This is a genomic window from Lysobacter sp. Root690 (assembly GCF_001427785.1).
Classification (GTDB): Bacteria; Pseudomonadota; Gammaproteobacteria; order Xanthomonadales; family Xanthomonadaceae; genus Lysobacter.
This window is the reverse complement of sequence record NZ_LMHM01000018.1, coordinates 52112-64535: the sequence shown is the minus strand read 5'-3', so window position 1 is coordinate 64535 and position 12424 is coordinate 52112. Positions and strand designations below refer to the sequence as shown.

Sequence of the window (12424 nt, the reverse complement as noted above, 5' to 3'; positions counted from 1 at the left end):
GGCGTTCGCGCCAGCCGAGCTTGCCGGCGGGCGCGGCGGGTTTGTCGATGTAGTCGGTCGGCTCGACCGGTTCGGTTTCGGCCGAGATGGTCTGGACCGATGGCGGTGCGATGGGCGTCGTCGCGGGCGCGATCGGCGACGGCATCGACGGGGCCGGCGCGGGCGCAACAGCGGCCGGCGTCGGCGCGGCGGGAGCTTGCACCGCGGGCGCTTGCGCCGTGACGGCGGGCGCAGCAGCAACAGGCGCCGAAGCAACCGGCGCCACCTGCGCAGGCTCGGCCGGCCGCGTCGCCGGCTCGGCCGGTTCGGGCGTCGCCAGCGGCGGTTCGATCTCGTGCAGCGCGGCTACGACTTCGGGCGGCACCGGCGGTTCGGTGGTGCGCGCTGGGTCTGCTGGCTGATGTGGGGCGGCGGGCGGTGGAGGCGCGCCGGCTTCGGTTGGCTGCGCGCTAGGGAACGCGGCGGCCAATTCTTCGGTGCTGAAGCCGCGCTCGGCCGATTTTTCGGCGGCGGTTTGGTCTTTCTTGCGGCGGAAAAAGCTGAGCATGAGACGGGAGATGGGGCCATGCGCGAGAATCACCACATGCTAGCACCGGCCCCCAGAGTCCCCCGATGAACACTTTTCGACGTGGCCCGCGTGGCGGCGCCGACGCCGGCCCGCCACGGTCCCCGCGCAACCCCGCCAAGCCAAGCGCCGGCGGCGGTCACAACGCGCAGGCCGGCAAGGTGCGGATCATCGGCGGGCATTGGCGCGGCACCCGTCTGAACGTAGGCGACGCCCCCGGGCTGCGGCCGACCTCCGACCGGGTGCGCGAAACCCTGTTCAATTGGCTGATCCCGGCCTTGCCCGGCGCGCGCGTGCTCGACCTGTTCGCCGGCAGCGGCGCGCTCGGCATGGAGGCGCTGTCGCGCGGCGCGGCGTCGGCGGTGCTGGTCGAACGCGACCCGGCCCTGGCCGCGGAACTGCGCGCGCTGGCCGGTCGCCTGCAGGGCGGCGAGGCGGCCCAGGTGGTCCAGGCCGACGCGCTGGCGTGGCTGGCGCAACAGCCGCCGGCCGGCGAGGGCAGTGCGGCGGGTTTCGATCTGGCCTTCGTCGATCCGCCGTTCGCGGCCGGGCTGTGGGACGCGGTCTGGCCGCTGTTGTTGCCGACACTGGCGCCTGCGGCCTGGCTGTACGTCGAAGCCCCCGGCGAGGCCGCGATCGACCTGCCCGCGCAGTGGGACCGCCATCGCGAAGGCGCCACCCGCGAGGTGCGTTACGCGCTGTACCGCCGCCGGCCGGCCTGAGCGACCTGGCCGCGCCCCCGGCGCGACGGCCAATCAGGGTGCTGACCGGCGCGCGCGGACGACTGCTACACTGCGCCGCATCCGGCGGGGGCGGCCCACCCGCTCCCTGTCATTCCATCAGCGAACGACCATCGAATGAGCTCGGCCCGCAACCGAATCGCCGTCTATCCCGGCACGTTCGACCCCATCACCAACGGCCACATCGACCTGGTCGACCGCGCCGCTCCCTTGTTCGAACGGCTGATCATCGGCGTGGCCGAAAGCCCGAGCAAAGGTCCGGCGTTGCCGTTGGAAGTGCGGGTCGACCTCGCCCGCGAAGCGGTCGCCCATCACCCGCATGTCGAAGTGCGCGGCTTCAATTCGCTGCTGGCCCATTTCGTCGCCGAAGTCGGCGGCGGGGTGCTGCTGCGCGGACTGCGCGCGGTGTCCGACTTCGAATACGAATTCCAGCTCGCGAGCATGAACCGGCATCTGATCCCCGAGGTCGAGACCCTGTTCCTGACCCCGGCCGAGCAGTACGGCTTCATTTCCTCCTCGCTGGTGCGCGAGATCGCGCGCCTGGGCGGCGACGTCTCGGGCTTCGTGCCGCCGGCCGTGGCCGCGGCGCTGCAGGCCGAATGGCGGCGCAGCAAGCAACACTGATCATCCACACGACACACGACCAATCCTTAAGGGGCTTACGATGAAAACTTCCTCCCGCTTGCTGCTGATCGCCTGCCTGACGCTGCCGTTCGTGGCCGCCTGCCAGAAAGAGGAGAAGAAGGAGGTCGTCGAAGCCGCGCCGCTGTCGGCGCCCAAGACCAGCGACGAAAACGCCTGGAACGCGTATCTGACCGACGTGGTCAAGCGCAATCTCGACAACGTCACCGGCAGCACCTACGTGTACGTCCTGCCGGCGCCGGAAGCGCCGACCTTCGCCGGCGAATACGAGCGCATGGTCGAGAAGGCGCAGACCGACCTGTCGCGCGGCATCCTCGAAGGCAACCTGGTCGCGTTCGGCTCGCCGAATTCGGCCAAGAGCGCCGACCTCGCCGTGGCCGCGCTGTCGAAGGCCGAGCCGAGCACGATGAAGGGCGTCAAGTTCATCTTCATCGGCGACGCCGCCGACAGCGAACGCGTCAAGGCCGCCTCCGCGCCGGCCGGCGTGAACTACGTGTTCGTGCAGGTCAAGTAATCGGCTCAGGCAAGCCGGTCCGATCAGGCTGGCGGCGCGGAGCGTTCACCGTGTCGCCGACGGGTCGGCACATGTCGGTCGCGTTAGCGCCCGGTATGGCACCGCGGCATTGCAGCGCTGGCAATATCGAATCGAGCCGCTTATGCGGCTCGATTTTTTTAGCGCGGGGAATTCGCTTTTGCTGTCGATCCGCTCGCGGGGTAGAGCAAAAGCGAATCCCCCCAGCCCCCCTTTTCCAAAGGGGGGAACAGCGGTGGCGAACCGGTTCGGAATGTCTTGCTCAAGCTCAAGCACACTGCTCAAGCACATGTCTGAAGCAATTCGCTAAGCACGAGTCCTGTACTCCCGGCCAGGCGCGTGACCCAGCCCACTTTGCAAAAGGGGGCGGCGCCCGGCGCAACCGCGAGGTCGGAAAACTCTGCAGCGCGGGGGATTCGCTTTGGCTTTTGCCTCACAGGCGGAGCAGAGCAAAAGCGAATCCCCCAGCCCCCCTTTTCCAAAGGGGAAACAGCAGTAGCGGATCGGTTCGAGATGGCGTGCTCAAGCCCGAACGCGGCTCAAGCACACCCGGCTAAGCGCGTGACCCAGCCCACTTTGCAAAAGGGGGCGGCGCCCGGCGCAACCGCGAGGTCGGAAAACTCTGCAGCGCGGGGGATTCGCTTTGGCTTTGCTCCACTCGTAGAGAAGAGAAAGAAAAAGACAATCCCCGCAACGTCGATCCACCTGAACAACACCGTCAGCCCGCGGCCCCCCGCCCACGCGACGCAGCATTCCGGCCCATGGCTATGCCCCAGGCCCCGCGCGCCCTAAACTGCGCGCATGCGCTGCCATAGCGAATTCCGCTGCCCCCACGGCGCTGCCTGCCCATGTCGCTGAAGATCAACGAACTGTGCGTCAACTGCGACGTCTGCGAACCGGCCTGTCCCAATCAGGCCATCGCCCAGGGCGAGACGATCTATGTGATCGATCCGGCGCGCTGCACCGAATGCGTCGGTCACTACGACGAACCGCAATGCGTGGTCGTGTGCCCGGTCGAGTGCATCGACAAGGACCCCGCCCACCCCGAATCCGAGCCGCAGCTGCTGGAAAAACTGCGGCGTCTACAACTGGAGTGAACCCGATGCGCAAGATGCCGTGGCCGCGAGCCGGTGCGTTGTCCCCGTGGCTGCTGGCCTCGCTGTTGCTGATCGCCGCGCCCGCCTACTGCGAAGCGCCGGCGCAGAAAACCGCGGCGCGCGCGCAGGCCGGCACGACCGCCGCGCATCCGCCCGGCGCCGCGATCGCCAGCGCGCATTCGCTCTCGACCCAGGCCGGCCTGGAAATCATCGGCAAGGGCGGCAACGCCTTCGACGCCGCGATCGCGGTGTCCTCGACCTTGTCGGTGGTCGAACCGATCAGCTCGGGCATCGGCGGCGGCGGCTTCTTCCTGCTGCACGATGCGAAGAGCGGCCGCGACGTGTTCGTCGACGCGCGCGAGACCGCGCCGGCCGCGTCCACCCCGGCCGCGTACCTCGACGACAAGGGCGAACTCAACCGCGACCGCGCCACCAACGGCCCGTGGTCGGCCGGCATTCCGGGACTGCCCGCCGCGCTGGTGCACCTGGCGCAGAAGTACGGCAAGTTGCCGCTCAAGACCTCGCTGGCGCCGGCGATCCGGATCGCGCGCGAAGGCTTCCCGATCTACGCGCGCCTGGAAAAAGGCTACGGCAGCCGCCGCGAGGTGATGGAGCGCTACCGCGGCACCCGCGAAGTATTCCTCGCCGCCGGCCATGCGCCCAAGACCGGCGAGATCCTCAAGCAACCCGATCTGGCGCGCACGCTGGAACTGCTCGCGGCCAAGGGCTTCGACGGGTTCTATCGCGGCGACGTCGCCGACAAGCTGCTCGCCGCGGTCAAGGAAGAGGGCGGCCAATGGCAGGCCAGCGAACTGGCCGGTTACAAGATCCGCGAACGCGAACCGCTGCGGCTGAAGTACCGCGGCTGGGACATCGTCACCGCGCCGCCGCCGTCCTCGGGCGGCGTGGCGATGGCCGAAATCCTGCAGGTGATCGAAGGCTGGGACCTGAGCAAGCTCGATCCCGCGCACCGCACCCACATCCTCGCCGAGGCGATGCGCCGCGCCTACCGCGACCGCACCATCTACCTGGGCGATCCGGACTTCGTGAAGATGCCGCTCAAGCGCCTGACCAGCCCGGATTACGCCGCCGGCCTGCGCGCGACGATCCATCCGGACAAGGCCACCCCGAGCGATCTGCTGTCGGGCCAGCCGGCGCCGCTGGAAGACGACGAGACCACCCATTTCTCAATCATCGACCGCGACGGCAACCGGGTCTCGGCGACCCAGACGGTCAACCTGCTGTACGGCTCGGGCATGGTCGCGCCGGGCACCGGCGTGCTGCTCAACAACGAGATGGACGACTTCGCCCTGCGCCCGGGCACGCCCAACGCCTTCGGTGTGATGGGCTTCGGCGCCAACGCGCCGGAACCCGGCAAGCGCATGCTCAGCTCGATGACCCCGAGCTTCCTGGAATCGCAGGACAAGGTGGTCGCGGTCGGCGCCCCGGGCGGCAGCCGCATCATCACCCAGGTGCTGCTGGCGATCCTGGCCTACGACGCCGGCCTGCAACCGCAGGCGGTCGCCGCGCTGCCGCGCATCCACCACCAGTGGATGCCGGACGTGATCTCGGCCGAACAGGGCGCGCTCGACGCCGATACGGTCAAGAAGCTGCAGGCCATGGGCCACAAGGTCAACGCCGGCGAATCGAGCTGGGGCAACCTGCAGACGGTGATGTGGGACAAGCGCGCCAACACCTTGTCGGGCGGCACCGATCCGCGCAATCCGGTGGGGTTGGCTGAGGTGGTGTTGAAGCCCTGAGAGACCGGGAATCGGGAATTGGGAGTCGGGAATCGTAAAAGCGGCTGCGTCGGCTTTGGCTGTTTCGATTCCTGACTGCTCCTGCGCGTCAGGGCAGCAGGCGTAAGTATTGTTGAGGCCCTGACGGGCCGGGAGTTGAGAGTCTGGCATCGTAAGAACGGCTGCATCGGTTTTTGCAGTTCCGATTCCCAATTCCCGATTCCCCATTCCCGCCGCATGTCAAACGATGGCGCACCCGCCACGCCGTGCAGTAGATTGCGCCGCATGGACAGCACGCACGGCGTTTCAGCACAGGGGAATCGGCAATGAGTGACGACGACAAGCGTTGGTACACCCGCGTGCCCGCGATCTCGATCGCGCTGGTCGCGTTTCTCGTCGCCCTGACCACGCTGATCAACAACGTGCGCGAGATCGGCGGGCTCAAGGACAAGACCCCGCCGGCGCCGGCCGCCGCCACGCCGGCCGCGCCGCTGGTCAAGCCCGAGGCGCCCAAGGCGCCGTCGCGCTATTCGGTGCTGCTGACCCTGGAAAAGATCGAAGTGATCAACGACGGCACCAGCGGCAGCACCTCGTGGTCGTTCGACGTCAGCGCCGGCGGTCAGGACCTGTTCGAACTGCCGGCGCGCGATTATCTCGATACCGAGGAAAGCCGCAACGTCACCCCGCGCACCAGCGACCCGTCGATGGGCCGGGTGGTCCTGGTGCCGGGCCAGGAAATGCTGATCAAGATCAGCGGCCGCTCCTCCGGATTGATCAGCAAGACCTCGGCCAGCGGCACCGCGACCCTGGTCGCCGAGCGCGCGCTCGCGCCGGTACGGGTGGTCGCGGCCGATCCGCGCGATGGCGAGTTCGTGTTTCATTTCGCTGCGGTGGCTACGGCGCAGTGAGCCTGTGGGGCCGGGAATCGGGAATGGGGAATAGGGAATCGTAAAAGCGGCCCGCTGCGATCGTGATGTTTCGATTCCCGATTCCCGGCTTAGACCGGCAGTGACGCCGGAAATGGTGAATCGCGAGTAGGGAGTGGAACCGACAAAAGCCGGCGCGGCCTGCTTTTACGATTCCCGATTCTCCATTCCCGATTCCCGGCCCTGACCGGCTAAAATCGACCTTCCCCCGCCAACCCGGTAGAACCGCCATGAAACTCTGGTCGATCCTGGGCAACTCGCAGAAGCTCGACGGCGGCGCGATGTTCGGCAACGCGCCGCGCGCGATGTGGGCCAAATGGTCGCCGCCCGATGAACACAACCGTATCGCGCTGGCCTGCCGCGCGCTGCTCGCCAGCCCGTTGGCCGGCAAGACGGTGTTGTTCGAGGCCGGCATCGGCGCGTTCTTCGAACCCAAGCTGCGCGAGCGCTACGGCGTGGTCGAAGATCGCCATGTGCTGATCGAGTCGCTGGCCAAGGCCGGTTTCGCGCCGCAGGACATCGACGTGGTGGTGCTGTCGCATCTGCATTTCGATCACGCCGGCGGCCTGCTCGCGCCGTGGTCGGAAGGGCAGGCGTCGCGGCTGTTGTTCCCGAATGCGTCCTATCTGGTCGGCCGCGAACACTACGAGCGCGCGCGCCATCCGCATGCGCGCGACCGCGCGAGTTTCATCGCCGAACTGCCGCAGTTGCTGGAAGCCACCGGCCGGCTGGAACTGGTCGAAGGCGCGCATTCGAAACTGCTCGGCGACAGCGTGCGCTTCCACTACAGCGACGGCCACACGCCCGGGTTGATGCTGGCCGAGATCGTCGGTCCCGAGCGCGAGGACGGCCAGCCGCATGGCGGCGTGGTGTTCTGCGCCGACCTGATTCCCGGCCGGCCGTGGGTGCATGTGCCGATCACGATGGGTTACGACCGCAACGCCGAGCTGTTGATCGACGAGAAGAAAGCCTTCCTCAGCGACAAGCTCGAACGCAACGTGCATCTGTTTTTCACCCACGACCCCGAGTGCGCGCTGGCCCAGGTGGTGCGCGACGACAAGGGCAAGTTCGGCACCACCCACGAAGTCGCCGAATTGCAGGCGCGGGCGCTGGCTGCATGAACTTGCGCCGCGCGACGCGGCGTTGGCGCGATCTCGCGCTCGCCGCGGTGCTGCTGATCTGCGCCGGCCCGCTGTCGGCGCAGGAAACCGCGGACGGCGAGCCGCTCGGCGACCCGCAGGCCGGCAAGGCCTTGTCGGATCGCGATTTCGGCGTGACCACGCGCCAGTTCGGGCTCGATCGCCGGGTCGAGATGTATCAGTGGCGGCGCGAATTCGGCATCGCCACCCAGGGCGACGGCTACGAGCGGGTCTGGAACGCGGCGCCGATCGATTCGGCCGGTTTCACCTCGGGCTACGTCAATCCGCCGAAGATGCCGCTGGAAAACAAGCGCTGGTGGTCGGAGTCGGCGACGCTCGACGGCAAGCCGCTCGGCAGCGAGGTGTTGCGCGCGGTCGGCGAGTGGCGGGTGTTCCGGCCGAATTTCAGCCGCTTGCCGGCGAATCTGGCGGCGACGTTTCAGCCCGAAGGCGATGGTCTGGGCAGTTCGGAAAATCCGCTCGACCCGCAGATCGGCGACTTGCGCGTGACCTGGCGCGAACTGCGCCTGCCGTCGCTGGAAGGCAAGTTGGAACTGCGCGACGGCGTGTGGCGTCTGCGGCCGGAGGCGATCGCCGCGGCCTTGAATCCGGCGGCGGCGCGTGAGCGCGCGATCGTGGCGGGGCCGGAGCCGGAGGACAAGCGCTGGTCGCCGGGGTGGTTCGCGCTGGCGGTCGTGTTCGCGCTCGGGTTGCTGTATCGCTTGCGCAGGAGGCGGCGGGCGAAGGCGGCGGCGAAGTCGTAGGCGCGCGTTTTTGCTTCGGGGTGCGTCGCTTTGGGTCGCATGGCTTCGGAGCGCATTCGCATCGCGTCGAGCTGGCCGTGAATCGCGCCGCATCGACTTTGATTCGAGGCGACGCGTTTCGCCCTTATAGCTCGTCATTCCCGCGAACGCGGGAATCCAGCGACTTTGATCTTGCTACTTGTCCGTCGATGCATCGACAGTCTGACCTTATCGGCACGAAAGTCGCTGGATTCCCGCGTTCGCGGGAATGACGGCGGGTGGGATCGACGCTTCCTGTGAAGCGCGGGCCGATTCGACTACGCGTAAGCCTCTAAACCTCTAAGCCGCGCAAACCGCGTAAACCATCAAGCGTAATGCTTGGTCCCGAAAATCTTGTCGCCCGCATCGCCCAACCCCGGCAGGATGTAACCCACTTCGTTGAGGCGTTCGTCGACCGAAGCGGTGAACACTTCCACGTCCGGATGCCGGGCTTCCAGCGCCTTGAGGCCTTCCGGCGCGGCGACCAGGAACAAGCCTTTGATGCGCTTGCAGCCGGCGTTCTTGAGCAGGTCGACGGTGGCGATCAGGCTGCCGCCGGTGGCGAGCATCGGATCGAGGATCAGCGCGGTGCGCTCGTCCATGCGGCCGGTGAGTTTTTCGTAGTAGCCGACCGGCTGCAGGGTTTGTTCGTCGCGCTGCAAACCGACCACGCCGACCTTCGCCGCCGGAATCAGTTCCAGCACGCCGGGCAGCATGCCCAGGCCCGCGCGCAGGATCGGCACCAGGGTGACTTTCGCGCCCTTGATCCGGCGGGTGACCACCGGCCCGGCCCAGCCTTCGACCACGGCCTCTTCGGTTTCCAGATCGGCGGTGGCCTCGTAGGTCAGCAGGGTCGCCACTTCCGAGGCCAGTTCGCGGAACGACTTGGTGCTGTTGTCGGCGCGGCGCATCAGGCCGAGTTTGTGCTGCACCAGGGGGTGGCGGACTTCTACGATTTTCATGAGGGGCCTGGGGATGCGGGCGGCGGTTGCCGCAAGGATTGATGGTTACGGGTCGACGCGCAAGCGCGGCTTGGGCGTCGACCGAATCGGAAGCCGCGGCTTGTCATCCGATTCGGGCACGCGGCGCGGTTTCACGGCGCGATGCGTTCCACCCGCAAGCTTGGCGGCATGGCGTCGTCGAAGGTCCAGCGATAACGGTAAGGCGGGTCTTCGGAAATCGCGACGATGCCGCGCGCTTCGAATATCACCGAAACGAAGATTTCGGCGCAATCGCAATACAGCAGCCAGCGCGGCGTTTGCATGCCGGCATCGAATAAAGCGAGAAAGCCTTCCGCTTCGAAGGCCCCGCCGCCGCCGATGGCGATGCGCCCGTCCGCGGCCCGAGCTTCGAACCCGGGATAGAGCGTCGCCATGCCGGCATCGTCGCAAGGCGGTGGAAGCGAATCCTGATCGGCCAATTGCAGCTGGTCGAAGGGACTTCCGTGTAGAGCGAACCAACGCCCGTCCTTGAGCCGCACGCCGTTCGCCACCGGCAGTTCGAACGACTCGGTGGCGACGATACGGGGAAACACCGTGGCGGTGTCGTGCTCGATTACCGACCCGGCTCAGGCGGTACGCACGTACTTGATCTCGATCCCGTCGCTGCCGCCGATCGCCGCGCGCAGCACGGTGATCAGCGAGCCGGCGTTGAGATGATCGATCTCGATCATGTCGACCACCGCGTGATCGATCCAGTAGTCCTGATCTTTGCTGTCTTCTTCTTCCAGCGCGGCAACCAGGATCTGCAGTTCCTCTTCGCTGATCTCGCCGATGTCGGCGCCGGTTTCCTTGTTCGACAAACGAATCATTCCTGGGCCCCTTGAAGCAGAAGTGAGTGGAGAAAAGTGAGAAATGAGTATAAGCGACAAGCCGCCCACTCACTCCTCACTCCTCTTAACTCACTCTTAGGTCTCAGGCCGCGACCGCCTGCTGCGCATGCGGCCCTTCGCGCAGGGCGCGACCCACCATCGACACCAGCAGTTCCAGCTCGTCGCTGGCGATGGTGAAGTTCGGGGTGAAGCGCAGCGAATTGACGCCACCGTGGATCACGCCGATGCCGCGCTCGCGCAGCCATTCCTCGGTGGAGCCGGTGCCGAAGCACTTGAACTGCGGGGCGAGTTCGCACGAGAACAACAGGCCGGTGCCCTGGACCTTGGTGATCAGGCCGCCGAGTTCGCTCTTGAGCTTCTCCAGCTTTTCAATCGCCTCGATGCCGCGCGCGCGGATGTTGGCGCGCAGCTGCGGGGTGACCTGCTGCAGCACGGCGACGGCGACGTCGAGCGCGCGCGGGTTGCTGGTCATGGTGTTGCCGTACAGGCCCTTGCGATAGAGCGAGGCGGCGCGTTCGCCGACCGCGAGCACCGACAGCGGGTACTGGCCGGCGTTGAGCGCCTTGGAGTAGGTCTCCATGTCCGGCGCGTCCAGGCCTTCGAAGCCGGGGTAGTCGATGATCGACAGCACGCCGTGCGCGCGCAGGCCGGCCTGGATCGAATCGACCAGCAGCATCGAGCCTTGGTTGCGGGTGAGTTCGCGCGCGGCGGCATAGAACGCCGGCGGCACGCCGCGGCCCGGGTCGCCTTCGCCCATCACCGGTTCCAGGAACATCGCCTCGACGAACCAGCCGTTGCTGTCGGCGTCGGCGAAGGCCTTGTTCAGCGCGTCGATGTCGTAGGGCTCGATGGTGATCACCGAGTCCTCGTGGCGGAAGCTGGCCAGGTGCTGCACGTAGGCCTTGCGCGAGGAATCCGAATACAGCGCCGGGCGCTCGGTGCGGCCGTGGAAGCTGCCCTTGACCACGATGCGCTTGATCGCGCGGCCGGCGTACTTGGCGCCCGGGTCGGTCATCAGCTTGCTGTTGACGTCGGCGATGCGCGCGGCCAGCGAGACCGATTCGGAACCCGAGTTCAAACAGAAGAAACGCTCGTACGGGCAACCGCCGCGTTCCACGCCGATGGCCGCGCGCAGGGCGCGCTCGAAGCGCAGCTGCGACAGCGACGGGGTCATGATGTTGGCCATCACCTGCGGCTTGGCCATCGCCGCGATCACCGCCGACGGGGTATGGCCGAAACCGAGCATGCCGTAGCCGCCGGAGTCGTGCAGCACCGCGCCCTTTAGGGTGACCACCCAGGGGCCGCGCGCGGACAGGGCGATGTACGGGTTGACGGCGTCGTCGGGGTAGAAATTGACGTAGCCGTCCTGGACCGCGTGGATCTGCGCGTCTTCGTCCAGGTCGAGCAGGTCGGCGTGCAGGTCGCGGATCAGCGCGTATTCGGCGGCGGCGGCGGCGATGGCTTCGGTCAGGTCGGGATGATTGACCGCGAAACGCACGACGGTGTCGTCGTCCAGGCCGAGGGTGCGGCGCTTGCCGGCATGGGCGCGCAGCGGCGCGAGTTGGTTGAGCAGGTTGGTCATCTCGATCTCCAAAAGGTGTCCGGCGTCCGGCCGGGTTGACTGCGTGGGAGACCGTCCGCCTTCATGGCTGGACGCTCGCAGTTGCAGCAGCCCCCGGCTGCCAAGCGCCATCTCTCACAAACCGAAGCGGCCCGGAAACGGTCGCTTCGCTAACTCCTTGAAATGCCGGAACGTCGCGCAAGAATTTTGCGTGGCGCTATCGCCTTTCGACGTTTTTTCGTTTCATTTCAATGATTTATGGGAGTCTATCACGTCCCCCGAGCGCCGATAACCCCCTGGCTACGGGCGGTTCACGGGCCGCGCCGAGCCGCTGTTTCCGCCGCTGGTGACGCTTGTCACCGGCGATGGATGCTTTCGCCCACTGCCGCGGCCGCGGCGTGGCGCCGACAGTGAAGTCACCTTCCGGCCAGTCGCGTGGAGCCGCTCATGACCGCGATCCATCCGTTCCACCGTGTCGTCGCCGCCACCGTGCGCGCCGCTGGCGCAGCGGCCGTGGTAGCGCCCGTGCCCGCCGTGCTGGCGCCGTGGCTGCGTTACCGCTGCGGCACCGCGAGCGCCACGCCGATCGCGAATCTCGCCGGCGTCGAGCACCGGAGCACCACTGGCCCGGTGCGAATCTCTTGAGGTCGCCGCCGCGCGCCCGCCATGCCGCGGATGCGGACGATTGCGCCGGCATCCGCTCGCGCATCGACGCGGTCGCGCAGTGTTGCTCATGCCGCGCGAGGCATGGCTGTGATGCCGGCGATCTACGCATTCGGGATCGAAGCCGTCGAACTCCGTTAAAGTCCGCAACGACCGTGACCCGCGGTCGGCCTGAATTGTTCAGATCGACCCGTTTGCATCGTTGCG

General features: G+C 67.2%; 13 protein-coding genes and 1 pseudogene. 9 read left to right on the top strand and 5 right to left on the bottom strand.

Going from position 1 to position 12424, the window contains the following annotated elements; all coding sequences use genetic code 11:
• A pseudogene (locus tag ASD86_RS28060) lies at positions 1-583 on the bottom strand (hypothetical protein); the annotation flags it as partial.
• Positions 584-612: 29 nt separating this feature from the next.
• On the opposite strand from ASD86_RS28060, the gene rsmD reads away from it, so the two are divergent.
• From rsmD to ASD86_RS23420, 8 genes are all read left to right on the top strand, one after another.
• A complete protein-coding gene (gene rsmD, locus ASD86_RS23455) occupies positions 613-1287 on the top strand; it encodes a 16S rRNA (guanine(966)-N(2))-methyltransferase RsmD (RefSeq protein WP_082578661.1) in 675 nt (224 codons plus the stop codon).
• Between the two features lie 135 nt (positions 1288-1422).
• A complete protein-coding gene (gene coaD / locus ASD86_RS23450) occupies positions 1423-1929 on the top strand; it encodes a pantetheine-phosphate adenylyltransferase (RefSeq protein WP_036101968.1) in 507 nt (168 codons plus the stop codon).
• A 40-nt stretch (positions 1930-1969) separates the two neighbouring features.
• Positions 1970-2461, top strand: a complete 492-nt coding sequence (locus tag ASD86_RS23445; RefSeq protein ID WP_056116677.1) for a hypothetical protein — start codon at positions 1970-1972, stop codon at positions 2459-2461.
• 866 nt (positions 2462-3327) lie between these two features.
• The gene (locus ASD86_RS23440) at positions 3328-3576 is read left to right on the top strand and encodes a YfhL family 4Fe-4S dicluster ferredoxin (protein ID WP_036101971.1); all 249 of its coding nucleotides are present in this window, start codon (positions 3328-3330) and stop codon (positions 3574-3576) included.
• Between the two features lie 14 nt (positions 3577-3590).
• Entirely contained in the window at positions 3591-5336 is a 1746-nt protein-coding gene (gene ggt / locus ASD86_RS23435) for a gamma-glutamyltransferase (RefSeq protein WP_056117347.1), read from the top strand.
• Positions 5337-5641: 305 nt separating this feature from the next.
• Positions 5642-6223, top strand: a complete 582-nt coding sequence (locus tag ASD86_RS23430) for a hypothetical protein (RefSeq protein WP_056116675.1) — start codon at positions 5642-5644, stop codon at positions 6221-6223.
• A 248-nt stretch (positions 6224-6471) separates the two neighbouring features.
• Positions 6472-7362 carry an MBL fold metallo-hydrolase gene (locus ASD86_RS23425; protein ID WP_056116673.1) on the top strand — a complete coding sequence of 297 codons (891 nt, stop codon included), beginning with the start codon at positions 6472-6474 and terminating at the stop codon, positions 7360-7362.
• Entirely contained in the window at positions 7359-8144 is a 786-nt protein-coding gene (locus tag ASD86_RS23420; RefSeq protein WP_056116671.1) for a TMEM43 family protein, read from the top strand. Before ASD86_RS23425 ends, ASD86_RS23420 begins: the two co-directional genes overlap by 4 nt.
• Before the next feature lie 344 nt (positions 8145-8488).
• Here ASD86_RS23420 and upp read toward each other — a convergent pair whose 3' ends face one another.
• The 4 genes from upp to ASD86_RS23400 form a co-directional block, all read right to left on the bottom strand.
• Positions 8489-9124, bottom strand: a complete 636-nt coding sequence (gene upp, locus ASD86_RS23415) for a uracil phosphoribosyltransferase (protein WP_056116669.1) — start codon at positions 9122-9124, stop codon at positions 8489-8491.
• Positions 9125-9255: 131 nt separating this feature from the next.
• The gene (locus ASD86_RS23410; protein WP_235567878.1) at positions 9256-9654 is read right to left on the bottom strand and encodes a hypothetical protein; all 399 of its coding nucleotides are present in this window, start codon (positions 9652-9654) and stop codon (positions 9256-9258) included.
• A gap of 75 nt (positions 9655-9729) precedes the next feature.
• Positions 9730-9972, bottom strand: a complete 243-nt coding sequence (locus ASD86_RS23405; protein ID WP_056116665.1) for a hypothetical protein — start codon at positions 9970-9972, stop codon at positions 9730-9732.
• Between the two features lie 103 nt (positions 9973-10075).
• Complete coding sequence (locus tag ASD86_RS23400) at positions 10076-11575, bottom strand: aminotransferase class III-fold pyridoxal phosphate-dependent enzyme (RefSeq protein ID WP_056116663.1); 1500 nt, start codon at positions 11573-11575, stop codon at positions 10076-10078.
• Between the two features lie 426 nt (positions 11576-12001).
• On the opposite strand from ASD86_RS23400, the gene ASD86_RS23395 reads away from it, so the two are divergent.
• On the top strand, positions 12002-12199 hold the full coding sequence (locus tag ASD86_RS23395) for a hypothetical protein (RefSeq protein WP_056116660.1): 198 nt from the start codon (positions 12002-12004) through the stop codon (positions 12197-12199).
• Positions 12200-12424 lie beyond the last annotated feature (225 nt).

Bases quoted from the DNA above. Each gene is read 5' to 3' on its own strand.
- coaD (WP_036101968.1), top strand. From the start codon at position 1,423: ATGAGCTCGGCCCGCAACCGAATCGCCGTCTATCCCGGCACGTTCGAC.
- ASD86_RS23430 (WP_056116675.1), top strand. From the start codon at position 5,642: ATGAGTGACGACGACAAGCGTTGGTACACCCGCGTGCCCGCGATCTCG.
- ASD86_RS23405 (WP_056116665.1), bottom strand. From the start codon at position 9,972: ATGATTCGTTTGTCGAACAAGGAAACCGGCGCCGACATCGGCGAGATC.
- ASD86_RS23420 (WP_056116671.1), top strand. From the start codon at position 7,359: ATGAACTTGCGCCGCGCGACGCGGCGTTGGCGCGATCTCGCGCTCGCC.
- ggt (WP_056117347.1), top strand. From the start codon at position 3,591: ATGCCGTGGCCGCGAGCCGGTGCGTTGTCCCCGTGGCTGCTGGCCTCG.
- upp (WP_056116669.1), bottom strand. From the start codon at position 9,124: ATGAAAATCGTAGAAGTCCGCCACCCCCTGGTGCAGCACAAACTCGGC.
- ASD86_RS23425 (WP_056116673.1), top strand. From the start codon at position 6,472: ATGAAACTCTGGTCGATCCTGGGCAACTCGCAGAAGCTCGACGGCGGC.
- ASD86_RS23400 (WP_056116663.1), bottom strand. From the start codon at position 11,575: ATGACCAACCTGCTCAACCAACTCGCGCCGCTGCGCGCCCATGCCGGC.
- rsmD (WP_082578661.1), top strand. From the start codon at position 613: ATGAACACTTTTCGACGTGGCCCGCGTGGCGGCGCCGACGCCGGCCCG.
- ASD86_RS23445 (WP_056116677.1), top strand. From the start codon at position 1,970: ATGAAAACTTCCTCCCGCTTGCTGCTGATCGCCTGCCTGACGCTGCCG.
- ASD86_RS23395 (WP_056116660.1), top strand. From the start codon at position 12,002: ATGACCGCGATCCATCCGTTCCACCGTGTCGTCGCCGCCACCGTGCGC.
- ASD86_RS23440 (WP_036101971.1), top strand. From the start codon at position 3,328: ATGTCGCTGAAGATCAACGAACTGTGCGTCAACTGCGACGTCTGCGAA.